Annotated in this window: 25 protein-coding genes, 1 tRNA gene and 1 pseudogene; 14 read left to right on the top strand and 13 right to left on the bottom strand. The window is 62.6% G+C overall.

Annotation, left to right across the window (positions count from 1 at the left end):
• Window positions 1-7 precede the first annotated feature (7 nt).
• From gspK to gpmA, 9 genes are all read right to left on the bottom strand, one after another.
• Window positions 8-970: a type II secretion system minor pseudopilin GspK gene (gene gspK, locus NX774_RS14915; protein WP_258823029.1), complete on the bottom strand. Its 963-nt coding sequence runs from the start codon at window positions 968-970 to the stop codon at window positions 8-10.
• Entirely contained in the window at window positions 967-1,590 is a 624-nt protein-coding gene (locus NX774_RS14910) for a PulJ/GspJ family protein (protein WP_258823028.1), read from the bottom strand. Before NX774_RS14910 ends, gspK begins: the two co-directional genes overlap by 4 nt.
• Entirely contained in the window at window positions 1,587-1,970 is a 384-nt protein-coding gene (gene gspI, locus NX774_RS14905) for a type II secretion system minor pseudopilin GspI (RefSeq protein ID WP_258823027.1), read from the bottom strand. The genes NX774_RS14910 and gspI overlap by 4 nt, the downstream gene beginning before the upstream one ends.
• Complete coding sequence (locus NX774_RS14900; RefSeq protein ID WP_258823026.1) at window positions 1,967-2,449, bottom strand: GspH/FimT family pseudopilin; 483 nt, start codon at window positions 2,447-2,449, stop codon at window positions 1,967-1,969. The genes gspI and NX774_RS14900 overlap by 4 nt, the downstream gene beginning before the upstream one ends.
• Window positions 2,450-2,457: 8 nt before the next feature.
• Complete coding sequence (gene gspG / locus NX774_RS14895) at window positions 2,458-2,913, bottom strand: type II secretion system major pseudopilin GspG (protein ID WP_258823025.1); 456 nt, start codon at window positions 2,911-2,913, stop codon at window positions 2,458-2,460.
• Between the two features lie 127 nt (window positions 2,914-3,040).
• Window positions 3,041-3,793, bottom strand: coding sequence for a HesA/MoeB/ThiF family protein (locus NX774_RS14890; RefSeq protein ID WP_258823024.1), 753 nt, complete (start codon window positions 3,791-3,793; stop codon window positions 3,041-3,043).
• Window positions 3,794-3,910: 117 nt separating this feature from the next.
• Entirely contained in the window at window positions 3,911-5,395 is a 1,485-nt protein-coding gene (locus NX774_RS14885; RefSeq protein WP_258823023.1) for a S41 family peptidase, read from the bottom strand.
• Window positions 5,396-5,416: 21 nt separating this feature from the next.
• Window positions 5,417-6,820, bottom strand: coding sequence for a murein hydrolase activator EnvC family protein (locus NX774_RS14880; protein ID WP_370660437.1), 1,404 nt, complete (start codon window positions 6,818-6,820; stop codon window positions 5,417-5,419).
• Window positions 6,821-6,822: 2 nt separating this feature from the next.
• Entirely contained in the window at window positions 6,823-7,569 is a 747-nt protein-coding gene (gpmA, locus tag NX774_RS14875; RefSeq protein ID WP_258823022.1) for a 2,3-diphosphoglycerate-dependent phosphoglycerate mutase, read from the bottom strand.
• An 87-nt stretch (window positions 7,570-7,656) separates the two neighbouring features.
• On the opposite strand from gpmA, the gene NX774_RS14870 reads away from it, so the two are divergent.
• From NX774_RS14870 to NX774_RS14855, 4 genes are all read left to right on the top strand, one after another.
• Complete coding sequence (locus NX774_RS14870) at window positions 7,657-8,058, top strand: rhodanese-like domain-containing protein (RefSeq protein ID WP_258823021.1); 402 nt, start codon at window positions 7,657-7,659, stop codon at window positions 8,056-8,058.
• A gap of 21 nt (window positions 8,059-8,079) precedes the next feature.
• A complete protein-coding gene (grxC, locus tag NX774_RS14865) occupies window positions 8,080-8,343 on the top strand; it encodes a glutaredoxin 3 (protein ID WP_258823020.1) in 264 nt (87 codons plus the stop codon).
• A 122-nt stretch (window positions 8,344-8,465) separates the two neighbouring features.
• A complete protein-coding gene (secB, locus tag NX774_RS14860; protein WP_258823019.1) occupies window positions 8,466-8,927 on the top strand; it encodes a protein-export chaperone SecB in 462 nt (153 codons plus the stop codon).
• Window positions 8,928-9,004: 77 nt separating this feature from the next.
• Window positions 9,005-10,033 carry an NAD(P)H-dependent glycerol-3-phosphate dehydrogenase gene (locus NX774_RS14855; protein ID WP_258823018.1) on the top strand — a complete coding sequence of 343 codons (1,029 nt, stop codon included), beginning with the start codon at window positions 9,005-9,007 and terminating at the stop codon, window positions 10,031-10,033.
• A 466-nt stretch (window positions 10,034-10,499) separates the two neighbouring features.
• Here the strand turns inward: NX774_RS14855 and NX774_RS14850 are convergent, their stop codons facing one another.
• From NX774_RS14850 to mscL, 4 genes are read right to left on the bottom strand one after another with little or no spacing between them, the layout of a single operon-like run.
• Window positions 10,500-10,880 carry a cupin domain-containing protein gene (locus tag NX774_RS14850; protein ID WP_258823017.1) on the bottom strand — a complete coding sequence of 127 codons (381 nt, stop codon included), beginning with the start codon at window positions 10,878-10,880 and terminating at the stop codon, window positions 10,500-10,502.
• 14 nt (window positions 10,881-10,894) lie between these two features.
• The gene (locus NX774_RS14845; protein WP_258823016.1) at window positions 10,895-11,587 is read right to left on the bottom strand and encodes a DUF2461 domain-containing protein; all 693 of its coding nucleotides are present in this window, start codon (window positions 11,585-11,587) and stop codon (window positions 10,895-10,897) included.
• A 28-nt stretch (window positions 11,588-11,615) separates the two neighbouring features.
• Window positions 11,616-12,761 carry a Do family serine endopeptidase gene (locus tag NX774_RS14840; protein ID WP_258823015.1) on the bottom strand — a complete coding sequence of 382 codons (1,146 nt, stop codon included), beginning with the start codon at window positions 12,759-12,761 and terminating at the stop codon, window positions 11,616-11,618.
• Window positions 12,762-12,782: 21 nt separating this feature from the next.
• Window positions 12,783-13,199 (bottom strand): large conductance mechanosensitive channel protein MscL, encoded by a 417-nt coding sequence (gene mscL / locus NX774_RS14835; RefSeq protein ID WP_258823014.1) that lies wholly within the window; start codon window positions 13,197-13,199, stop codon window positions 12,783-12,785.
• A gap of 269 nt (window positions 13,200-13,468) precedes the next feature.
• Between mscL and petA the strand changes: the two genes are divergently transcribed.
• From petA to NX774_RS14785, 10 genes and pseudogenes are all read left to right on the top strand, one after another.
• Window positions 13,469-14,083, top strand: coding sequence for a ubiquinol-cytochrome c reductase iron-sulfur subunit (gene petA / locus NX774_RS14830; protein ID WP_258823013.1), 615 nt, complete (start codon window positions 13,469-13,471; stop codon window positions 14,081-14,083).
• A 2-nt stretch (window positions 14,084-14,085) separates the two neighbouring features.
• Entirely contained in the window at window positions 14,086-15,501 is a 1,416-nt protein-coding gene (locus NX774_RS14825) for a cytochrome b (protein WP_258823012.1), read from the top strand.
• A 31-nt stretch (window positions 15,502-15,532) separates the two neighbouring features.
• Window positions 15,533-16,294, top strand: a complete 762-nt coding sequence (locus NX774_RS14820; RefSeq protein ID WP_258823011.1) for a cytochrome c1 — start codon at window positions 15,533-15,535, stop codon at window positions 16,292-16,294.
• Between the two features lie 109 nt (window positions 16,295-16,403).
• Entirely contained in the window at window positions 16,404-17,015 is a 612-nt protein-coding gene (locus NX774_RS14815; protein WP_258823010.1) for a glutathione S-transferase N-terminal domain-containing protein, read from the top strand.
• A gap of 120 nt (window positions 17,016-17,135) precedes the next feature.
• Complete coding sequence (locus NX774_RS14810; protein ID WP_258823009.1) at window positions 17,136-17,621, top strand: ClpXP protease specificity-enhancing factor; 486 nt, start codon at window positions 17,136-17,138, stop codon at window positions 17,619-17,621.
• Between the two features lie 18 nt (window positions 17,622-17,639).
• A tRNA-Thr gene (locus NX774_RS14805) sits at window positions 17,640-17,715 on the top strand.
• A 158-nt stretch (window positions 17,716-17,873) separates the two neighbouring features.
• Window positions 17,874-18,154 (top strand): annotated as a pseudogene (locus tag NX774_RS14800) (tyrosine-type recombinase/integrase); the annotation flags it as partial.
• An 86-nt stretch (window positions 18,155-18,240) separates the two neighbouring features.
• On the top strand, window positions 18,241-19,431 hold the full coding sequence (locus NX774_RS14795; protein WP_258823008.1) for a hypothetical protein: 1,191 nt from the start codon (window positions 18,241-18,243) through the stop codon (window positions 19,429-19,431).
• A gap of 41 nt (window positions 19,432-19,472) precedes the next feature.
• Window positions 19,473-20,126, top strand: a complete 654-nt coding sequence (locus NX774_RS14790) for a hypothetical protein (RefSeq protein WP_258823007.1) — start codon at window positions 19,473-19,475, stop codon at window positions 20,124-20,126.
• A 706-nt stretch (window positions 20,127-20,832) separates the two neighbouring features.
• A complete protein-coding gene (locus tag NX774_RS14785) occupies window positions 20,833-22,164 on the top strand; it encodes a DUF5677 domain-containing protein (RefSeq protein WP_258823006.1) in 1,332 nt (443 codons plus the stop codon).
• Window positions 22,165-22,261: the final 97 nt, after the last annotated feature.

The following is a 22,261-nucleotide window of genomic DNA, read 5'->3' as shown; positions in this document are numbered from 1 at the left end:
TCTTGTTCTAGATTTGGCGAATCCATTTCACTTCCGGACTGCGCAGGATACTGTTCCCCACGCGACTCACCAGCGCCTCGGCGTTCAGAGTAGCACGGTCGAGCTTGATGTGGCTTTGCACCAGGAACCAGTCGCTCTTCACGGATGCGATATTGGTCAAATCCTGGTCAGTTCCCAGTTCGGTCTGGAACTGCCCGACATCCTTCCACGGCGCCTGCTTGCGCCGGTACACCAGCGCATTGGCCTGCATGACCGACGAATTCGGCGCCAGCGCAGCCAGCACCTCGGCCGGTGCGGTGTTCACGTTCACCTTGGTCACATCCAGGCTTGGCAACACGATCGCGAACGGCCGCAGCTTGTCGATCATGGCCGGGGTGTAGCCGGGGATCGCCAGCAGGTCCTCCAGCTGCACCAGCTTCATGGTCTTGCTCTGCGTTGAAGGCGCGGCCGGCTGCCCGTCCGGCGGTTTCGGCGTCTGGCCTGCCGCGACAAATTTGGCCGTCTGGATGGCCAGCGACGGATTGAGCTGCAGGTTGCCCAGCAGGCGGCTGAACACCTTGGCCTGCGTGTCATCCACCTGGCCGTCCTTCGCCAAATTGCTCAAATTATAACGCGAGGTCGCGTCAATCACGTTGCCGGACAGGGTCGCGTTGAAGTTCTCGCCCTGCACCCGTTCACGCTCGATGTACTGGTCGAGCCTGGTCTCTGCCAGCGGCGTTGCCCAGATCTGGTCGAGCGAGGTGTAGAGCGGGTTGTCCATCGCATCCTGGCGCAGCACCAGCATGGCCCAATCGAGCGCACCGCGTTCGATCCACTGCGTCTGCAGCTGCAGGCGCTGGTTTTCCATCGAGCGCACTTGCACCTGCTGCTGCCAGAACAGGCTGGCCACGATCGAGATGGCCAGTGTGGTGAGCAGCAGCGCCGTGATCACGGCCACGCCCCGCTCGCGCGCGCGCATCCTCATCTTCATAGCGCGCCTCCGAGCAGGAAGGATTTGGTCATCGGCACCTGCGCGCCCTGGGTGGACAGCGCCACCTGCACGCCGGTCGGCGGCAACGCCAGCCCGACGTCGGCCTGCGTGAGCAGCGGCCCGGTGCGCCATTGGTTGTTCTGCCAGGTGAACACCTGCATGCCGGTCACGCCTTTCTGCAGGCCCACCGCCTGGCCTTGCAGGCTGGTGTCGGCGTCGGAAGTCATCGTCTTCCAGATCGCGTCCAGCTGGGCCAGGTCGCGCGTGCCGTTCGACTCGCGCCGGGTCAGGGTGCCGTCCACCACGCGGTAGGCCACCACTTGCAGCCGGGTCGGCTCGTTTTCGTTGGAGACCAGCCGCACCAGCGTCAGGCGGTCCTTGTCGGCCAACAGGTAGGGCCGCTTGTCCATGATGTCCTGCCCGGCCACGTGCTCGCAGTCGCTCTGCATCTGGGCAAACGCCAGCTGCATGCCGCGCGTCGTTTCCATCTGCTGCGTCAGCGCCACGCGCGCGCGCACGATGCCGTCCAGGCCGCGCCAGCCCAGCACCGCCACCATCGCCAGGATGCCGATCGCCACCAGCAGCTCGACCAGCGTGAAGCCATGCGTGCGCTGTTTCATCGCGGCCTCGGCACCAGTTGCACCAGCTTCAGGATGCGCCGGTTCGGGTTGGCCGCGTCGAACACCGACACCTCGACCCGCCGCAGCAGCGGGTTCGGGCTGGTGAACACGTCCTCCTGGCACACCAGCTTCAGGTCGCCTTGCGGGCAGTCGAAGCTGCGCTTGCCCACTTCGGGGAACTCGCGCCCGAGGCGGATCTGCACCAGCCGGTTTTCGGCCGACCAGGTCGCCATCATCGCGGTGCGCAAGCCGGTGCTGTTCTGCGTCAGGCTGCCCACCGCGCGCAGGCCGGCGCCCAGCGCGGTGCCGACGATGACCAGCGCCACCAGCACTTCGAGCAGGGTAAAACCGCGTGGGCGTGCGTGCAGGCGCGCGTTCATTGTTCGACCGTGAAATGGCCCACGCCATCGGCGCGGATCGCCACGCGGTTGTCGCCGCTGGCAAGGGTCAGCACGAAGGGTTTGTCGACCGGCTCGCGGCCGAAGGTGATGCGCAGCCGGTCGGTGCTGCCGGCGGCGGGCGGGTCGAGCATCAGCTGCACCGGACCGTGCGCAAAGCTGCGCTCGCGCAGCAGGTCGTCGTTGGTGATGAGCGACCAGCCGTTTTCGTTGCGGACCAGGAAGTGATACTGGTTGCCGTCCGCCTCGAACGACACCAGCCGGTTGCGCACGATCGCTTCGTCACGCGCCAGCTGCAGCAGCAGCGCGATGCGCTGCGCTTCCTTCTGCAAGTCCTGGCGCGGGCTCGGAATCGCATTCAGCGTAGCGAGCCCCAGCGTGATGCCAATGATGACCATCACGACCAGCAGCTCCACCAGGGTGAAGCCGGAGACCTTGCGCTGCGCCTTGGTTGCCGGCATTGGGCTCCTTACTTGTTGTCCCAGGAGCCAATGTCGGCGTCTTCGCCGGTGCCGCCCGGCTGCCCGTCGGCGCCGAACGAGAACACGTCCACTTCACCGTGGATGCCGGGCGACAGGTACTGGTAGGAGTTGCCCCACGGGTCCTTGGGCAGCTTCTCGAGGTAGCCGCCTTCCTTCCAGCCGGTGGCGGCCGGGCCGCTGGTCGGCTTTTGCACCAGTGCGACCAGGCCCTGCTCGGTGGTCGGGTAGCGCTGGTTGTCCAGCTTGTACAGCTTGAGCGCCTGCATCAGCGTGGCGATGTCTACGCGCGCCGCGGTCTGGCGCGACTCGCCGGTACGGCCCAGCAGCTTGGGCACGACCAGCGCGCCAAGGATGCCGATGATCACCACCACAACCATGATCTCGACGAGGGTGAAGCCGCGCTGCATGCGCTGGCGCAATGGACGTTTGGATACGATATGCATATATGTTATGGGGTACTTAGGTCGAAATAACCGATGTAGTATAAGACCGACGGGCCAGTGCTGCCATCGGCGGCGGGTGAGGCATTGTACGGCAGCACGCTCTGCCTTGCATTGATTGACAGTGTGCCTACACGCGGTTTGCGCACGCCTGGCAGGACGCATTGCGCGCGATGCCGATGCTGGTCCACTCCATCGCCCGGCCATCCAGCAGCAGCAGACGACCGGCCAGCGACTGCCCGGTGCCCACCACCAGTTTCATGGCCTCGGCCGCCTGCATGGCGCCGATCACGCCCACCAGCGGCGCGAACACGCCCATCGTGCTGCAGGCCGCATCCTCGAACTTACCGTCCTCCGGGAACAGGCAGGCGTAGCACGGGCTTTCCTCCGAACGCGGATCGTACACCGAGACCTGGCCGTCGAAGCGGATCACGGCCCCGGCCACCAGCGGCACCCCGGCCGCAAAGCAGGCACGGTTGACCGCGTGGCGGGTGGCGAAGTTGTCGCTGCAATCGAGCACGACGGTGGCCTCGCGCACCAGCGCCGCCAGCCGCTCGCCGGCGACGCGCTCGCGCAGCGCGCGCACCTGGACCTCGGGATTGATCGCCATCAAAGCTTCGCGGCCGGACTCGGCCTTGGGCTGGCCGACGCGCGCGCTCGTGTGCATGATCTGGCGCTGCAGGTTGGTCAGGTCCACCTCGTCGTCGTCCACCAGCGTGATGCGGCCGATGCCGCCGGAGGCCAGGTACAGCGCCGCGGGCGAACCCAGGCCGCCGGCGCCGATCACCAGCGCGTGCGCGTCCAGCAGCTTCTGCTGGCCTTCGATGCCGATCTCGTCCAGCAGGATGTGGCGGGAGTAGCGGAGCAGCTGGTTGTCGTTCATGCGTGGTTCAATGAGTTTCGTAGGGTGGGCTCTCGAGCCCACGCGCTTGGTCACGCGGCGCGTCCATCACCGCGTGGGCACGAGTGCCCACCCTACGCAGTGTCGGCCCATCCGATATTATTTCTTCGGCGCGCCCTTCAATTCCACCGGCTTCTTCTCGGTGCCCGGCACTTCCTTGGGCGCCGCTGCATCCAGCCCGTCCTCGGCCCTGGCCAGCTTGACCGGCAGTCCCTTGAAGTGGTTGATCGCCTGCGCCAGCTGGAAGTCGTCCTTGCCGCCGTACTCGAGCGGCTTGTGGTTCTTCAGCAGCGCCACCGCCTGCTGCTCTTCTTCGAGCTCGTCGCGGTGCTTGGTCTTGACCAGCGGCAGCTTGCCGTCGGTTTCGTTGGACAGGTGGTGGTCCAGGTCCGCCTCGCGCACGCGCAGCGCGTTCAGGCCGTCGCCTTCCGGCGTTTCATCCACCGCCATGTCAGGCACGATGCCGGTGGCCTGGATCGAGCGGCCGTTCGGCGTGTAGTAGCGCGCGGTGGTCAGCTTGACGGCGGTGTCGGGCGAGAGCTGGCGCAGCGTCTGCACCGAGCCCTTGCCGAAGGTCTGGCTGCCCATGACGATGGCGCGCTTGTAGTCCTGCAGCGCGCCGGCCACGATCTCGGACGCCGAAGCCGAGCCGGTGTTGACCAGCACCACCATCGGCACCGACTTGAGCGCCGCCGGCAGCTTGGCCAGCGGGTCGCCGCCACGCTCGGCATAAAAGTCGCGCCGGCCGTAGAAGGCCTGGTTGGAATCGGCCAGCTGGCCCTTGGTGGACACGATCACCTGGTCGGTGGCCTTGGGCAGGAAGGCGGCCGACACGCCGATGGCGCTGGGCAGCAGCCCGCCCGGGTCGTTGCGCAGGTCCAGCACCAGGCCCTTGATGTTCGGGTTCTGCGCGTACAGTGCGCTGGTTTTCTTGACCAGCTCGTCCACGGTCTCTTCCTGGAACTGGCTGATGCGCACCCAGGCGTAGCCGGGCTCGACCAGCTTGGCCTTGACGCTGGCCACGCGCACTTCTTCGCGCGTGATGGGCACCACCCACGGCTTGTCTTCGCCGCGGCGGGCGATGGTGACCGTGACCTTGGAGTGCGGCGCGCCGCGCATCTTGCTCACGGCTTCGTCCAGCGACAGGCCCTTGACCGGGGTGTTGTCGATGCGCGTGATCAGGTCGCCGGGCTTGATGCCGGCGCGGTAGGCGGGCGAATCCTCGATCGGCGAAACCACCTTGACGTAGCCGTCTTCCATGGCCACCTCGATGCCCAGGCCGACGAACTTGCCGGCCATGGTCTCGCGCATTTCGCGGAAGGCCTTCTGGTCCAGGTAGATCGAGTGCGGGTCGAGCGAGGCGACCATGCCCGAGATGGCGTCCGACAGCAGCTTCTTGTCGTCCACCGGCTCCACATAGTCGGTCTTGATCAGGCCGTACACGTCGGCCAGCTGGCGCAGCTCGTCCAGCGGCAGCGGCGCGCCCAGGTCCTTTTGCGCGAACGCCGAAAACTGGAACGAGGCGGCCACGCCGGCCACCATGCCAAAGCCGATCAGGCCGATGTTCTTCAACTTGTTACCCATGCTGCCTACCCTATGTGTTCGTTAGAACCGCACCCAGCCGGCCGGATCGAACGGCGAACCGAGGTGGCGCAGCTCGAAATACAGGCCCGACTCCTCGTTGCCCCCGGTGTTGCCGGCGGTGGCGATCGGCTCGCCCGGCTTGACCATGTCGCCCACGTGCTTGAGCAGGGACTGGTTGTTCGCGTAGATCGACAGGTACTGGCCGCCGTGGTCGATGATAATCAAGTTCCCGTAACTTCGCATCCAGCTCGCGAACATCACACGACCCGCCGCAACGGTGCGCACTTCGCTGCCTTCGGGCGCCTTGATGAACATGCCGCGCCAGGCTGGTCCGCCATCGGCGCGCTTGGCGCCAAAGCGGGTCTCGACCTTGCCGGCCACCGGCGCCGGCAGCTTGCCCTTCAGGCTGGCAAACGCGCCCTCGGGCGCGGCCGGCTGCACCACGCGCGGCGGCGGCGGCTCGCTCTTGGGCGGCGGCGTCTGTTCGACCACCTTGGGCGGCTCCGGCTCGGGCACCGGCTTGGCGCCCGGCTTGCCCTGCTGCGCCAGGCGTTCGCGTTCGGCCTTGGCGCGCGCGGCGGCCAGCGCCTTCGCTTCGGCTTCGGCCTTGGCACGCGCCGCTGCCAGCGCTTCCTGGCGCTTGCGTTCGGCGGCAGCGGCCGCTTCCTGCTGGCGGATGATGCGCGACAGCTGGTCCACCAGGCCCGACAGGCGCTGCTCGTCGCGTTCCAGCTTGGTGGCCTGCTTGCGCTGGCCGGCCAGCTTGGACGACAGCGAGGCCAGCAGGTTGGCGCGGTGCGCCTTTTCCTTCTCCAGCTTGGCTTTTTGCTCGCGCTGCTCCTGGGCGATGTCTTCCAGATCTTCCTTGGCGTTCTCGACCTTCTCGCGGTTGGCCTCGACCTGCGCCAGGTTCGCGCGCAGCGACGCCAGCAGCTTGGCCTGCGCCTGCGACACGTAGGCCATCATCTGCAGGTCGCGGTTGATGCGGTTCGGGTTGTCGCCCGAGAGCAGCAGCTTGATGCGGTCTTCGTTGCCGGCGACATAGTGCTTGCGCAGCAGCGTGGCCAGCTGCTGCTTCTGCGTCTCGATGGTCCTGGCCAGCCGCGCCTGTTCGTCGGTGATCGACTGCAGCCGGGCATTGGTCTCTTCCTGCTCCTGCGCCAGGTCATGCAGGGCGCGGTTGGCGTCGGAGATCGCCTCTTCGGATTCGGCCAGCGCGTCGCCGGCGTCCTCCTTCTCGCTTTCGGTGCGGCTGATATCCTTCTTCAGCGCCTGCAGCTGCTGGGCGATGCCGGCGCGGCGCGCCTCGGCCTCGGCCTTCTGCTTTGCGCGCTCGGTGGTGCGCGCGTCGGCCAGCGAGGCGCACCCCAGCGCCAGCAACGCGCACAACAGCGCGCTGCCGGACTTCTTCAACGAGGGACGCAAGATTACTTGGCCTTCCCTTGGTTGGCCACCGCCGCCTGCGCCTTGGCGATCGCTTCCGGGTCGCCCAGGTAGTAGTGGCGGATCGGCTTGAGGTCCGCGTCCAGCTCGTACACGAGCGGCTGGCCGTTGGGGATGTTCAGGCCGACGATGTCCTCGTCGCTGATGTTGTCGAGCATCTTGATCAGCGCGCGCAGGCTATTGCCGTGGGCCGAGACCAGGATCTGCTTGCCGGCGCGGATCGCCGGGGCGATCTCTTCATTCCAGCACGGCAGCACGCGCGCCACGGTGTCCTTCAGGCACTCGGTCAGCGGAATGCGCGATTTCGGCAGGCCGGCGTAGCGCGGGTCGTTGAACGAGGTGCGCGGATCGTTTGCCTCCAGTGCCGGCGGCGGCGTGTCGTAGCTGCGGCGCCAGACCAGCACCTGCTGGTCGCCGTACTTGGCCGCGGTCTCGGCCTTGTCCAGGCCCTGCAGCGCGCCGTAGTGGCGCTCGTTCAGGCGCCAGTCGTTCTTCACGGGCAGCCACATCAGGTCCATCTCGTCCATGGTCAGCCACAGGGTGCGGATCGCGCGCTTGAGCACCGAGGTGTAAGCCAGGTCGAAGGTGAAGCCGGCCTCGCGCAGCACCTTGCCGGCGGTGCGGGCCTCAAGCACGCCCTTCTCCGTCAGGTCGACGTCGGTCCAGCCGGTGAAGCGGTTGTCCAGGTTCCAGGTCGATTCGCCATGGCGCATGAATACGATTTTGTACATAAGCTCTTCTTGGAAAAAATGATGCGTGAAATATCCGGTCCTGCTTCTATTTTATAATGCTCGGATTCACTTCAACCGGGACCTTACGTGAAATTTATCCTCGACCATATTTTCGTCGTCGCGATCGCCGTGGCTTCTGGCATTGCCCTGCTGTGGCCGGCGCTGCGTCCGGCCGGGCGGCGTGCGACCCCGCTCCAGGTGACCCAGCTGATCAACCGCGGCAAGACCGTCGTGCTGGACGTGCGCAATGCCGACGAGTTTTCCGGCGGCCATCTGCGCGACGCCAAAAACATTCCGCTGGCAGACTTGGCAAACCGCATCGGCGAATTGGACAAGTCGAAAAACCGCACCATCGTGGTCGTGTGCCAGGCTGGCGCCCGCTCGGACAAGGCAGTGCGCCAACTGGCCGCTGCCGGCTTCGAGGACGTCTGGAGCCTGGACGGCGGCGTGTCCGCCTGGCAGGCTGCCGGCTTGCCCGTGACCAAATAATCAGGATTGGAAGGAGTCTGTATGACCGCCCACGTTGTTCTCTACCACACCGCCAGCTGCCCGTACTGCGTGCGCGCCGAGCGCCTGCTCGAAGCGAAGGGTGTGACCGACATTGAAAAGATCCGCGTCGACCTCGACCCGGAGCAGCGCCAGATCATGATGCAAAAGACCGGGCGCCGCACCGTACCCCAGATTTACGTGGGCGAAACCCACGTCGGCGGATTCGACGACTTGTATGCGCTCGATCAGGCCGGGCGTCTGGATCCGCTGTTAAATGGCGGCTGATTGCGCCGCGGCGCCAAAGCTATTGTTTGCAAATTGATTTTGCTACAATTGCCGTCGCGTTTACTTTAAGCACACCCGGAACGGCGGCTTGCCGTTCCCCACACATTTAACGAAAGCGTTCCATGGCTGACGAAAACCTGCAACCCGTATTTCAAATCCAGCGCGTGTACCTGAAGGACATGTCGCTGGAACAACCGAACTCGCCGTCGATCTTCCTCGAGCAGGAAGCCCCGTCGATCGAGGTCTCGCTGGACGTGGGCGCCGAGAGCATCGCCGATGGCATCTACGAAAGCACCGTCACCATCACCGTGACCGCCAAGGTCAAGGACAAGGTCGCGTTCCTGGTCGAAGGCAAGCAGGCTGGCATCTTCGAAGCCCGCAACATCCCGGCTGACCAGATGGACCCGCTGCTGGGCATCGGCTGCCCGAACATCGTGTACCCCTACCTGCGCAGCAACATCGCGGACGTGATCACCCGTGCCGGCTTCCCGCCGGTGCACCTGGCCGAGATCAACTTCGAAGCCTTCTACCAGCAGCGCCAGCAAGCCATGGCTGAAGCCGCCGCTGGCCAGGCCAAGCAGTAAGTCATCCACGCGCCCGGTGCGGCATTCGTCGCGCCGGATCGCCCCGCCATCCGGCCCCTTTCTCCCGCCGGGTCTCCATGCACGAACCAAAACGACACAAAATCACCGTCCTCGGCGCTGGCGCCTGGGGCACTGCCGTTGCCATTGCCCTGGCCAGCCGCCATGACGTGCTGCTGTGGGGCCGCAATCCGGCGCAGATGGCCACCCTCGAGGCGGCTCGCGAAAACACCGATTACCTGGCCGGCTACCCGCTGCCGCCGGCGCTGCGCGTCACGGCCGATTTCGAGCAGGCTTGTACCCACGTCACGGGCGCAAGCGCGGACGAAGCACCGCTGCTGATCGCCGCCTGCCCGGTGGCCGGGCTGCGCCCGCTGATGCAACAGCTCAAGGAGCGGCCGATCCCGAACGTGGTCTGGCTGTGCAAGGGCTTCGAGTACGAGACCGGCCTGCTGCCGCACCAGGTGGTGCGCGAGGTGCTGGGCAACGCGGTGCCATCGGCCGTGTTGTCGGGGCCATCGTTTGCGCAAGAAGTGGCGCGCGGCTTGCCGTGCGCGCTGACGGTCGCATCCGATTCGGCCGCGCTGCGCGAGCGCGTGGTGTCGGCGGTGCACGGCGGCAGCATCCGCGTCTATGCCTGCGACGACATGGTGGGCGTGGAAGTGGGCGGCGCGGTCAAGAACATCCTGGCGATTGCGACCGGCGCGTCCGACGGCCTGGGGCTGGGGCTCAACGCGCGCGCCGCGCTCATCACGCGCGGGCTGGCCGAGATCACCCGGCTGGGCATTGCGCTGGGCGCCAAGCCGGCCACCTTCATGGGCCTGACCGGCATGGGCGATTTGATCCTGACCTGTACCGGCGACCTGTCGCGCAACCGGCGCGTGGGGCTGGCGCTGGCGCAGGGCAAGCCGCTCGAGACCATCGTCGCGGAACTGGGCCACGTGGCCGAAGGCGTGCCGTGCGCCAAGGCGGTGCGCGAGCTGGCGAAAAAACTCGGTGTCGATATGCCGATCACCAATGCGGTGGCTGGCGTGCTGTTTGATGGCGTGAGCGCGTCGGCGATGGCGTCACAGCTGCTCGCGCGCGACCCGCGCAACGAACTGGCCTGATGCCCTCGTCGTCCCGGCGCAAGCCGGGACCCATGCTGAGCATAAGGGTCACGGATTCCGGCTTGCGCCGGGATGACATCTACATCTACTACTGACGCGTAGGGTGGGCTCTTGAGCCCACGCGTGCATACGCCGCGTGACGATTGCGTGGGCACAAGTGCCCACCCTACGATTCAGGTATTCATCGCGCCGCGTGATGACCGCGTGGGCACGAGCGCCCACCCAACGGCAGCTCAGGTATTCGGCGCGCCGCGCGGGTCGCGCGTGGGCCCGCCGTTGTTGTCGCCCGGGTGCAGTGGGCGTAGGGTGGGCGGCTTGCCCGCCCACGCGTTCAAACACCGCCGGAACAATGGAACGGCAAAACCTGGCTGTTCGCTTGGCGGCCTCGGCTTGTATTGCGGCCGAGCCGGCGTTAGTTGAACGCGTGGGCGGGAGACCCGCCCACCCTACGCGAGCCGCGCAGAGCTCAGTTATTCGGCGCGCCGCGCGGGTCGCGCGTTGGCCCGCCACTGTTGTCGCCCGGGTGCAGCAGGATCGTCAGCAGCGCCACCGCATCCTTGTTGGCACGCACCGTGTGCGGCTCGCCGGCTGCCAAATACACCATTTCGCTCGGCTGCAGGAGGGTGGTGCGCCCGTGCGCGTCGAACGCGATTTCGCCTTCCAGGCACAGCAGCGTCATCTCGCCCTCGACCCGGTGCTCGGGCACCGGCTTGTCGCGGGTCACGACCAGCCGGATCAGCTCCATGTGGTCGGTCTTGATCAGCGCCACCGAGGTAAAGTTAGCAATGTCGTCTTCGCCGCGTTGCAGCTTGATGCGCTCGCCCGATGCCGCGTGTTGCAAGGCCATGTCACTCTCCCGGTTTATTCCTGTTGTGCCGTTTGTGGAACCCCGCGCAGCCACGTGACCAGCGCAGAGGCGTCCTTGAATCCGCGCGCGAGCTGCGGCACCAGCTTTTCGGGTGCGTTCAGGTCGAGCGGCTGCTCCACCCACACGAAATAGCTTTTGAGCTTGAGGTACTCGACCAGCGGATGATCGGGGTCGAAGCCCTTGGGCGGCCGCTGCAACTTGCCTTCGTCCTCGCGCAGGCTGCCGTAGGTCTCGCGCAGATGCTTATTCTTCAACATTTTGGCGAAGCCTGTCGCATCGTTGACCACGTGCTCGCGGATCGCCTTCAGGCGCGGCGCGGGCGGAATGTATTCGCCGGCGCCGAACAGCAGCCTGCCATCGCCTTCGATGTGGAAGTAATAGGTGGGCCCGCCCGCTTCGCTCGGGCGCCGCTTGTCCTTGGGCGCAATGCCGGCCGAGAAGTAGGTCTTGTACGGCGTCTTGTCGTTCGAAAAGCGGGTGTCGCGGTAGATGCGGAAGATCGCCTTCTTCGGGTCGCAGGCCGCCACTTCCTTGTCGAACTTCGACAGTTCGCGGATCAGTTCCGTGACCACCTCGTGGAATTCGGTGCGCAGGATGTCGAAACGGGGTTTGTTCCAGAGGAACCAGGGGCGGTTGTTGTTCTCGCCCAGCTCGGTTAAAAACTGCGTAAGGTCGCGCAGGTGCATGGCATCCCTTTATCGTTGTTGTTCCTTGTTATTCAACCTGGCGCGGGCGGCGGCCAACGGTCACGTCCAGCACCGATTCGCGATTCTTGCGCATCACGGTCATCTTGGCCTTGCCGCCCGGCTGCAGCTGGGCGATGAGGTTGAGCATGTCGCTGGTGTTGGCAACCGGCTTGCCCTCGACCTTGAGCAGGATGTCGCCCGGCCGCATGCCCGCCTTGTCGGCCGGCCCGCCGCGCACCACCCCGGCGATGATCGCGCCGCTTTGCCGCCCCAGGCCAAAGCTGTCAGCCAGCTCCGGCGTGATGTCCTGCGACTCGATGCCGATCCAGCCGCGCACCACCTGGCCGTGCTGGATGATCTGCTCCAGCACCATGCGGGCGGTGGACACGGGAATCGCAAAGCCGATGCCCACCGAGCCGCCGGTCTGCGAATAGATTGCCGAATTGATGCCCAGCAGGTTGCCGTTGCTGTCCACCAGCGCGCCGCCCGAGTTGCCGAAGTTGATCGCGGCGTCGGTCTGGATGAAGTTTTCGAAGTGATTGATGTGCAGGTTGTTGCGCCCAAGGGCGGAGATGATGCCCATGGTGACCGTCTGGCCCACGCCGAACGGGTTGCCGATCGCAAGCACCACGTCGCCCACGCGCGCCTGCTCCACGTGGCCCATCACCATCACGGGCAGGTTGCGCGCCTTGATGCGGATGACGGCCAGGTCGGTCTCGGGATCGGTGCCGACGATCGTCGCCGCTTCCTTGCGGCCGTCGGCCAGGCCGACCTCGATCTCGTCCGCCGCCTCCACCACGTGGTAGTTGGTCAGGATGTAGCCGTCGGCGCTGACGATCACCCCGGAGCCCAGGCTGGCCAGCTGCTCCTCGGGCGGGCGGTCGCCGAAGAAACGTTTGAAGAACGGATCCTTGAGCATGGGGTGCGAGTTGCGCAGCGCCTTGCTCGTCAATACATTGACCACCGCCGGCATCGCCCTGCCCGCCGCCTCGCGGTAGCTGCCGCTGACGGTCGCCGGGCCGGCCTGCAGCACCGGCACCGAGCGCTGGCCGGTGCCCACCTGCACCTGCGTCACCTGCCGCCCCAGCCATTCAGGCCGCAGCGCAGCCACCACCATGTACAAACCCAGCGCAACGGTGACGGTCTGGGCAAAGATCAACCAAAAGCGTTTCATCGGGGACGGCGGCGCCTCATGTCATTTTCTCAGCGAGTCCCGGATCTCGCGCAGCAGCAGGATCTCTTCGGCCGGCCCTGCGGGCTCGGGCTGGGCAGCCGCCCGGGCGCGCACCCGGCTCACCAGCCGCACCATCTGGAAGATGATGAACGCCAGGATCACGAAGTTCAGCAGCACGGTCAGGAAATTGCCGTACGCGAACACCGCGCCGGCCTTCTTCGCCTCCGCCAGCGGCAGGGCGTAGGCCTGGTGGTTGAGTGGAATGTAATAGTTGGAAAAGTCGAGCCCGCCGATCAGCAGGCTGATGGGCGGCATGATGATGTCCGCGACCAGCGAATCCACGATCTTGCTGAATGCCGCACCGATGATCACGCCGACAGCGAGATCGATCATGCTCCCTTTCATCGCAAAACGCTTGAAATCTTCCAACATCGCCATGTTCAGTCCTTGTGGAGAGAGGTTTTGTCAATTGTGCAGCACGATGATACCCCAAGCCATCCACCTGCGGCAGCCCGTCGCTGGGCGAACCCGGCACGCGCGCGTATTGACGGCGCCCGGCCGCAGGGCGGGAATGTCTGATTTTCGTTTTCTTGTAGACAAGGTAATTCTTTTTTCTTTAGTTAAGTTCCCCATTCACATATAATTTTGGGTTGCTGGAAGCTCTTTATTGATTCTTAAAAGATTCGTATTTAACGGAGTGGATTGGTATGAGTAACGATAAGCAGGTCGATTCAGGCCGACGCGGCCTGCTCGCAGCGACATGCGCGGCGGGCGGGGTAGTCGGTGTTTCCACGGCGGGAGTCCTAGTGAGCACCTTCCAGCCATCGGAGCGCGCAAAAGCAGCCGGCGCGCCGGTCGAGGTGGACATCTCGGACGTGAAACCGGGCGAGATGAAAGTTGTCGAATGGCGCGGCAAGCCGGTTTGGATCATGCGCCGCACGCCGGAACAGATGGCCAGCCTGCAGAAGAACGACGACAAGGTCGCCGATCCGCACTCCGACAAGAGCTACCAGATGCCGATGCCGGAATACTGCAAGAACGAAGCCCGTTCCCGCGCCGAGCACAAGGACGTGCTGGTGACGGTGGGCATCTGCACGCACCTGGGCTGCTCGCCCTCGTCGCGCTTTGCCGAAGGCCCGCAGCCGAACCTGCCGGACGACTGGCACGGCGGCTTCCTGTGCCCCTGCCACGGTTCGACCTTCGACCTGGCCGGCCGCGTGTTCAAGAACAAGCCTGCCCCGCTGAACCTCGACATCCCTCCGTATATGTTCCTGTCGGATAACAAGATTCTGGTCGGCAAAGACGAGAAAGGCGAGGCATAAGCATGGCTACCGCATTCAAAGAGACCAAGCTGCCGGCCGAAGCACCGGCAGGCAAGAAGGCACTGGCGTGGGTCGATGACCGCTTCCCCCTCACCAAGCTGTGGAACGACCAGTGGGGCAGCTACTACGCGCCCAAGAACTTCAACCTCTGGTACATCTTCGGCTCGCTGGCCATGCTGGTGCTGGTGCTGCAGATCGTCACCGGCATCTTCCTGACCATGCACTACAAGCCGGACGCCAACCTGGCATTCGGCTCGGTCGAATACATCATGCGTGAAGTGCCGTGGGGCTGGCTGGTGCGTTACATGCACTCGACCGGCGCGTCGGCGTTCTTCATCATCGTGTACCTGCACATGACCCGGGGCCTGTTGTACGGTTCGTACCGCAAGCCGCGCGAGCTGATCTGGCTGTTCGGCTTTGCGATCTTCCTGTGCCTGATGGCCGAAGCCTTCTTTGGCTACCTGCTGCCGTGGGGCCAGATGTCGTACTGGGGCGCCCAGGTGATCGTGAACCTGTTCGGCGCGATCCCGTTCATCGGCCCGGACCTGTCGCTGTGGATCCGCGGTGACTACGTCGTCTCCGACGCCACCCTGAACCGCTTCTTCGCGTTCCACGTGATCGCCATCCCGCTGGTCCTGCTGGGCCTGGTGGCTGCGCACCTGATCGCGCTGCACGAAGTGGGCTCGGGCAACCCGGACGGCGTCGAAGTCAAAGAGACCATCGGCGAAGACGGCCACCCGGTGGACGCGATTCCGTCGCACCCGTACTACACCACCAAAGACCTGTTCGGCGCGTCGGTGTTCCTGCTGATCTTCTCGTCGGTGGTGTTCTTCGCACCGGAAATGGGCGGCTTCTTCCTGGAATACAACAACTTCCTGCCAGCCGACTCGATGAAGACCCCGCCGCACATTGCGCCGACCTGGTACTTCACCCCGTTCTACTCGGTGCTGCGCGCCACCACTGCGGACTTCATGTGGGTGGTGATGGCTGGCCTGGCTGCCTACGTCGTGTTCATCTGGCTCAAGTCGCGCCTGTCGTTCAAGACCAAGGCGACCATCGCCGGCGTGGCCGTGCTGGCCGAAATCGGCATGCTGCCGCAAGTGCTGGACGCGAAGTTCTGGGGCGTGGTGCTGTTCGGTTCGGCCGTGGTGATCCTGGCTGGCCTGCCGTGGCTGGACAAGTCGCCGGCCAAGTCGATCCGCTATCGTCCGAGCTGGCACAAGCTCGTGTACCTGGTGTTCGGCATTGCGTTCGTCACGCTCGGCTACCTCGGTACCCAGCTGCCGACCCCGGCCTTCACGCTGATCGCCCAGGCCTGCACCTTGCTGTACTTTAGCTTCTTCCTCCTGATGCCGTGGTGGAGCACGATGGGCACGTTCAAGACCGTGCCCAAGCGCGTGACCTTCACGCCGCATTAATCGCCATTCGGAAAGAGCAAAGGACAACAAGATGAAACTCCATCAGAAACTGATCGCCGTCCTGGCCTTGCTGCCCGGACTGGCATTCGCGAACGAAGCCGGCTTCCCGCTGGATCGTGCGCCGGAAACGACGAGCATGGCGTCGCTGCAAAACGGCGCCAAGCTGTTCGTCAACTACTGCCTGAACTGCCACTCGGCCAACGCCATGCGTTACAACCGCCTGCGCGACCTGGGCCTGACCGAAGACCAGATCAAGAACAACCTCTTGTTCTCGGCCGACAAAGTGGGCGCCATGATGACCGTGGCCATCAAGCCGGAAGACGCCAAGGCCTGGTTCGGCGCGGTGCCGCCGGACCTGTCGGTGATCGCGCGCGCCAAGGCCTCCGGTGCGGGCTCGGGTGCAGACTACCTGTACACTTACCTGCGCACCTTCTACAAGGACGACGCGCGCCCGACCGGCTGGAACAACATGGTCCTGCCGAACGCGGCAATGCCGCACGCGCTGTGGCAGCTGCAAGGCGTGCAGACCGCCAAGTTCGAGGAAGTGGCCGACCCGCACGAGCCGGGCAAGAAGATCCACAAGTTCGTGGGCTTCGAGCAGGTGACCCCGGGCCAGATGAACAAGGCCGAGTACGACGCGGCCGTGGGCGACCTGGTGGCCTACCTGAACTGGATGGCCGAGCCGGCGCAGAACACGCGCAAGAAACTGGGCGCGATCGTGGTGCTGTTCCTGGCCGCGTTTGCGTTCCTGGCATGGCGCCTGAACGAGTCGTATTGGAAAGAAGTTAAGTAACCATCTTTCTTTTGCATTGCCCGATTCTATATAATCTGGGCAATGTGCATTTTTGGGGTGAGCCGCACACGCGCTTCACCCCTTTGTTTCTTATAAGGAACTATAAACCATGATGGTTCTCTACTCCGGCACCACGTGCCCGTTCTCGCAGCGCTGCCGCCTGGTCCTGTTCGAAAAGGGCATGGACTTCGAGGTGCGTGACGTCGACCTGTTCAACAAGCCGGAAGACATCTCGACGATGAATCCCTATGGCCAGGTGCCGATCCTGGTCGAGCGCGAGCTGATTCTGTACGAATCGAACATCATCAACGAGTACATCGACGAGCGCTTCCCGCATCCGCAGCTGATGCCGGCCGACCCGCTGATGCGCGCGCGTGCGCGGCTGATGCTGTTCAACTTCGAGAAAGAGCTGTTCGTGCACGTGCACACCCTCGAAGGCGAGCGCAACAAGGCGAACGACAAGGCGCAGGACAAGGCCAGGGCCGAGATCCGCGACCGCCTGACCACGCTGGCGCCGCTGTTCCTGAAGAACAAGTACATGCTCGGCGACGAGTTCTCGATGCTGGACGTGGCGATCGCCCCGCTGCTCTGGCGCCTGGACCACTACGGCATCGAACTGTCCAAGACCGCGGCACCGCTGATGAAATATGCGGAGCGCATCTTCTCGCGCCCGGCCTACATCGAAGCGCTGACCCCGTCCGAGAAGGTGATGCGCCGTTGATGGCGTTTCGCGCGTGCCGCCCGGCGCGCGCGCCCCTTCCGATGCCGGTGTACGTACCGACGCCTGCGGGCCAATCGCAGTACACTGGCGTGACTTCGGTCCCCTTCCCTGCGAACACACATGTCTGAAATTTCCACCAAGCCCTATCTGTTGCGTGCCATCTACGAGTGGTGTACCGACAGCGGCTACACGCCGCACATTGCCGTCAAGGTTGACGCGGCGACCACGGTTCCGATGGAATACGTGCGCAAGGGCGAGATCGTTCTGAACATCAGCTACGGCGCCACGTCCGGGCTGAAGATGGACAACGACGCGATCCACTTCCGCGCGCGCTTCAACGGCGTCTCGCGCGAGATCTATATTCCGGTGCAGAACGTGCTGGCGATCTACGCCAACGAAAACGGCCAGGGCATGGCGTTCGAGGTGAACCAGACCGCCTCCGAGATGGCGCCGCCGCGCGAGCCGGCTGAGACCGTATCCGCTGCGCTGGCCCCGGTGCCAGCTGCTGAGACGCACGCCGCCGAGCAGCTGTCGCGTACGCCCGACGATGACGGCACCGAGCCGCCCAAGAAAGGCGGCAGGCCAACGCTGACCAGGGTTAAATAGCGTATAATCCGGCGCGAAGCCGGCTTAGCTCATTTGGTAGAGCAGTTGATTTGTAATCATCAGGTGACCCGTTCGATTCGGGTAGCCGGCACCATAGAATGGCTTTGAAAACAGTGCCTTAGACTTAACCGGTCTAAGGCATTTGTCTTTGTGCATCTCGAATAGGTACACTTTAGGTACAGTCACAGATCACAGAGTGTTCATGGCGACATTCCTTAAGACCGACGCAGGCACCTAGAAGGCCAAGTCGAAAATCCGCTGCGCCCGAAGGATGCCGATCTGATCTTTTTCGGCGAACCAGGCACAGACCTCCAGCGATGCCCGTATCAGTTCGCGAAGATTTGGGCCGGCATCAAGGAAACGCTCGGAATAATCGACCTCCACTTCCACGACCTTCGCCACGAAGCCGTAAGTCGCTTGTCGAAGGCGGATTGAGCGATCAGGAAGTCGCCTCCATCAGCGGCCACAAATCGATGCAAGTGCTTCGCCGCAACACGCACCTACGCCCAGAAGACTTAGTTGTAAAGCTCGATGGCACGAGCCCCCGCTCAAGTTCCCAATATTGCCCGGCGTATGCTGCCGTACATTCTGGCAAAACAATCGAAAGAAAGACAATACGATGCACATTCCAAGTAGCAGAGTCTATTGCGAGATACGCGGAGAAGAAGGAGGTGTATGGTTCGTTCCTGCCAACGGCGGCAAAGAAAGCGCGGTGCTCATCAAGGCACCAACAAGCACGTTGAAGGCACTTGTCGCTGGGGCGGAGCTCAGCTTTGTTTTCGCGGTTCAGGACAGATACCTTTGTTGCGGTGTGCGCGTATATGACGTGCCCGAAGCACCTCTGTTACTTTGTAGGATACAGCGCCATGATGAAGAACATGCCACGCTCCGCCGGATCGTCGCTGCCGGGCAGTCTCCGATCTTTCTCTTCAATGAGGTGGATGTATGCGTAGCGTGGGCGGATAGTAGGATAACGAATGATGATAGCCGCCTACTCATCGATTTCCTCTCAATGCGCCAGGAGTTCTACGCGGGAGAGTTCCCAAAGCCGGCTTCAGAATTTCTAGACGTATTTTGTACAGCCACAAATCTTCAAGAGCGCGTCACGGATGCGGCAAACTTCCGGGCGCTGGAAACGACTGTAGCGCACGGGCCATGGATGTCGAATATTGTCTCGTTCCCTGGTGTGCGGGACACCCAAAGCATCGTTCTGAACGATCTCGATGAGGGCGGTGTTCTGGAGCGCGCAATTTGGGCGTCGCTGGAATCGGTGTTCCCATTTACTCTTCACCGGTCGCCACAGGTTACGGTCGGCAAAAAGCAACGCGAGCTGGTTGACGTCGCCGCCTCCTACGAGTATGGCAGTTTCTTTATTGAAGCCAAAGACTTGTCAATCCTCACCGCTGGATTTGATCGAACTCGGCAACGTCGGTTAAGCGGAATACAAAAGCAAACGAGGAAAGCAATCGATCAGCTCATTGGCGCTTCGAAGGCCGCGAAGCGAGGCGAGAGAATCACGGACCGACACGGCAACACCGTTTCATTTATTTTGGACCGACCGATTCATTGCATTGTTCTCCTTTCCGACCTGATGCATGAAGGGGACTGGCGGACGATAGAGGAATCATTAGGGGCGGCGATGCTGACAACGGGTGACTTTTTTCATGTTCTCGATCTGCGTGAACTCGTGACAATGCTCAAATGCAGTAACGGTGACGCTAGACTGCTCGACTATAACTTGATCAAGCGATGCGAACGATTTTTTGAGACAGGTTCGGTTCACATCCGCAGTCGGCCAGCACCGCGCTAAGATGTGTCCGTTTTGACATACTCTGGATAAGAAAGACAACCATGGTCCTTGCGATTCTGCTCCTCTTGCTAATGATTTATATGATCTATGTCTCGGCGCGTTCCCTTGTGAAGAATCACCAAGGCGACCTGAATATTGTTTGGTACTTCTTCTCCCTGTCGGTCACTGCGACTGCGCTACTTGGGATGCTTGCGATACAAATCGGAGCAATCGACAAAGCGGGCCAGAGTCATGGTAAGGCCGGAGATATATTGGCCGCCATACTAACTTTCTTCATTGACCTAAAATCCGACGTTGTTCTTGCTGCCGCGTTGATCTCACTCGTACTTGTACCTCAGATACTCACCTATCTGCTGAGTGGTCTCTTCGGCTGCGCAAAAAATCTCTTCTTCGTTGAAGGCAGCGTCGCGTTCTTCGTCTGGTTCGTAGTCAAGTCATTCGCCGTAGCATCTGGTGTCGGCATAGCTTTCGCGATCGTTGGAATGGTCAATGGCTGGCCTCACGCTGAATTGGCCGTGGGATTGGCTCTCATCGCCGTCTGTCTCTTCCTGCTGGTGTTTGCCTTTTCGTTCCTTTCGTTTTATCGAAACACCGTAGGCTGGGTCCGGGGAGTGAAGGAAGCGACACCGGCTATCGTTATCGCTTTCGCGCAAAAGGTACGTAGGTTTATGATAAGGAATAAGCAACCTGCCTAGCGGTAGGGGAACGAGTCAGTCACAGCCCCATGGACGCAAGAGAAGTAGATCGGCTTTGCTTCACGTGTCGCAGCCGCTGCGGATACCAGCAATTCGATATCCGACGCATTCGGACTCGCTCTCCTGTCGATCACGCTCATTCGCAACCTTTGGCGGCGAAGTCACCGGCACTACTCCCGGTACACCAGACCATTCCAGAGAAGCCAGCCCATCAATGGGACGCACGCCAGCTTACAGACGAGCGACATTGGATGGCTTATCTAAGCCCAAATAGCTTTTTATTGGCAATATTTCTTCCGTTTCCGCTAAACTGCATTGGCCGCCTCTTTTTGTGGAGTTGCGATCCATCGCTGCCGTCGCCGCCACCGCCGTTCTTCTGACTGGCTGCCTCGTGCCGGAAAAGTTCTCAGCCAAGGCGAGCTTCCAGCCAGACGGAAACTATTCGGTCTCCTACGTCGGCACGGCAGCGCGCCGGCTCCGCTTATGTTCAGAGGGAACGCGCAGGGCGCGCCAAAGACTTTGGCCTGACGGCGCTGGGGCGGCCGCTGAGCGACAGGTGCGACAGCATCCGCAGGGCGGGTGTTCGTTAGCGCTCGATCAGGCCGCTGGGGCGCGCCTACCAAGCTATGCCGCACCGCGTAGCCCAACACGCCTTCGTCAACCAGTTCCAGTTAACGAAAAATAGGCGCCAGCTTAACAGCGCAAAATGAAAAGTAAAGAGTGGATACAAGCAGCCCTTAGTCGCGCCGTTGCCAAGGTCACAGCAAAAGAACAGCTGCTCCCGAGGCTCCTGCGAAAAGCAGCGAAAAGGCGGAACATAAGCCTTCTAGACCAAGACCTTGAGAAGTTGACAAATGCGATCCTCAGCGCAGAAGGCAACGTAGCGACCGTTGACATGGGCGCGCCCTGTTCTTTCGGCGAGACCGAAGAGGAAGTTCATGCAACCGTGCAGGGGCTGATCAACGAATTAAATGGGTCGATCGGAACGGACATCGAGGAAGACCTGAGCGAAAAAATGTCTGCTGTCATTTCCGAGGCCCTTCGCGCTATAGCAGGCATTATCAGTGAGCACATCGCAGACAATGCACTTGAACACACACTAGATTTGAGAAGGGCGCACGCACTTCGAGCCGAACTGGTACAGCGACTTTGGGGAAAAGCACTCGAACGCTTGGACTTTCAGAGACACATCGTCTTGGAGTGGAGCGGTGCCGCGATCGAGTTACGCAAAGGCCCTTACGCCAGTCCAAATACGGCGTTTGCTCTGAAAAGGCTCGTCGACCGAGCGTACGAAGTTGTGGGAGAGATTATTATCCTGGTCAGCGGCGGGTACGCGGATGGTGCGCTGGCAAGGTGGCGTTCACTCCATGAAATCTGTGTCACTGCGATTTTCTTAGCGAAGCAATCCGATCGTTGCGCGTTGATGTACCTTTCCCATCACCGGGTTGAAGAGTTGCGGCTTCGCGAAGCCGACCGGGCCAGCAGGACAGGAATGATCAGAAATCGTAACGCGGATCGCTCTATGCGCGAGCTACGCCTGGAGGTGTCGGCAATGATCGATCGCTTCGGGGCCGCATTCGTTGGGGATTATGGTTGGGCTTCCATCGAACTCGGCCGAAGCAAGACCACGTTCCGGGACCTGGAGCATCATGTGGGGCTCGAAGCCTTGCGCCGACGATACAAGTGGGCAAACAGTACTGTCCACGGTGGTGCCCTAGCGACTCTCAAACGCATTACTCTTCGCGACACCTCAATTGATGGCGTCCACGTTGCCCCTGCATTAGGTTGCGAGGTAGCGACAGAGTGCGCCGCAGGATCGTTGTCAATGATGATTGCCGAGCTGTGCCTCGAAAGCGACAGTGCAGACCTGCTAGCCATGAGCATGGTCGTTCATGACTACGCGCACCGGGTTAGAGAACAGATTTCGCAGAAAATCAAAGAAATGTCAGGCGACACGCCAAGAGCAAGAATTCTGCAGCGGAAAGCTCAACAAGGCAAAAATAGAGTCAAGAAGCTGCGGATTCCTCGTCGGCGGTGATTGGCCAAGCCCAAGAATAGCGGGGTCAGATCCGGCAACACGACAGGCTTGGACTTTACGCTTCTGCATGTCGGGCTTTTGGCCAATCTTCTCGTAG

This window comes from Massilia agilis (assembly GCF_024756255.1).
GTDB classification, from domain to species: Bacteria; Pseudomonadota; Gammaproteobacteria; order Burkholderiales; family Burkholderiaceae_D; genus Telluria; species Telluria agilis.
This window is presented reverse-complemented; position numbering and strand designations above follow the sequence as displayed.

Excerpts from the sequence above, each read along its gene's own strand:
- petA (WP_258823013.1), top strand. The coding sequence starts at position 13,469 with ATGAGTAACGATAAGCAGGTCGATTCAGGCCGACGCGGCCTGCTCGCA.
- NX774_RS14885 (WP_258823023.1), bottom strand. The coding sequence starts at position 5,395 with ATGGGTAACAAGTTGAAGAACATCGGCCTGATCGGCTTTGGCATGGTG.
- NX774_RS14795 (WP_258823008.1), top strand. The coding sequence starts at position 18,241 with ATGCACATTCCAAGTAGCAGAGTCTATTGCGAGATACGCGGAGAAGAA.
- NX774_RS14855 (WP_258823018.1), top strand. The coding sequence starts at position 9,005 with ATGCACGAACCAAAACGACACAAAATCACCGTCCTCGGCGCTGGCGCC.
- mscL (WP_258823014.1), bottom strand. The coding sequence starts at position 13,199 with ATGGCGATGTTGGAAGATTTCAAGCGTTTTGCGATGAAAGGGAGCATG.
- gspG (WP_258823025.1), bottom strand. The coding sequence starts at position 2,913 with ATGCATATCGTATCCAAACGTCCATTGCGCCAGCGCATGCAGCGCGGC.
- NX774_RS14820 (WP_258823011.1), top strand. The coding sequence starts at position 15,533 with ATGAAACTCCATCAGAAACTGATCGCCGTCCTGGCCTTGCTGCCCGGA.
- NX774_RS14815 (WP_258823010.1), top strand. The coding sequence starts at position 16,404 with ATGATGGTTCTCTACTCCGGCACCACGTGCCCGTTCTCGCAGCGCTGC.
- NX774_RS14790 (WP_258823007.1), top strand. The coding sequence starts at position 19,473 with ATGGTCCTTGCGATTCTGCTCCTCTTGCTAATGATTTATATGATCTAT.
- NX774_RS14890 (WP_258823024.1), bottom strand. The coding sequence starts at position 3,793 with ATGAACGACAACCAGCTGCTCCGCTACTCCCGCCACATCCTGCTGGAC.
- secB (WP_258823019.1), top strand. The coding sequence starts at position 8,466 with ATGGCTGACGAAAACCTGCAACCCGTATTTCAAATCCAGCGCGTGTAC.
- NX774_RS14810 (WP_258823009.1), top strand. The coding sequence starts at position 17,136 with ATGTCTGAAATTTCCACCAAGCCCTATCTGTTGCGTGCCATCTACGAG.
- NX774_RS14785 (WP_258823006.1), top strand. The coding sequence starts at position 20,833 with ATGAAAAGTAAAGAGTGGATACAAGCAGCCCTTAGTCGCGCCGTTGCC.
- gpmA (WP_258823022.1), bottom strand. The coding sequence starts at position 7,569 with ATGTACAAAATCGTATTCATGCGCCATGGCGAATCGACCTGGAACCTG.
- NX774_RS14850 (WP_258823017.1), bottom strand. The coding sequence starts at position 10,880 with ATGGCCTTGCAACACGCGGCATCGGGCGAGCGCATCAAGCTGCAACGC.
- gspI (WP_258823027.1), bottom strand. The coding sequence starts at position 1,970 with ATGAACGCGCGCCTGCACGCACGCCCACGCGGTTTTACCCTGCTCGAA.
- NX774_RS14825 (WP_258823012.1), top strand. The coding sequence starts at position 14,086 with ATGGCTACCGCATTCAAAGAGACCAAGCTGCCGGCCGAAGCACCGGCA.
- grxC (WP_258823020.1), top strand. The coding sequence starts at position 8,080 with ATGACCGCCCACGTTGTTCTCTACCACACCGCCAGCTGCCCGTACTGC.
- gspK (WP_258823029.1), bottom strand. The coding sequence starts at position 970 with ATGAAGATGAGGATGCGCGCGCGCGAGCGGGGCGTGGCCGTGATCACG.
- NX774_RS14910 (WP_258823028.1), bottom strand. The coding sequence starts at position 1,590 with ATGAAACAGCGCACGCATGGCTTCACGCTGGTCGAGCTGCTGGTGGCG.
- NX774_RS14845 (WP_258823016.1), bottom strand. The coding sequence starts at position 11,587 with ATGCACCTGCGCGACCTTACGCAGTTTTTAACCGAGCTGGGCGAGAAC.
- NX774_RS14840 (WP_258823015.1), bottom strand. The coding sequence starts at position 12,761 with ATGAAACGCTTTTGGTTGATCTTTGCCCAGACCGTCACCGTTGCGCTG.
- NX774_RS14900 (WP_258823026.1), bottom strand. The coding sequence starts at position 2,449 with ATGCCGGCAACCAAGGCGCAGCGCAAGGTCTCCGGCTTCACCCTGGTG.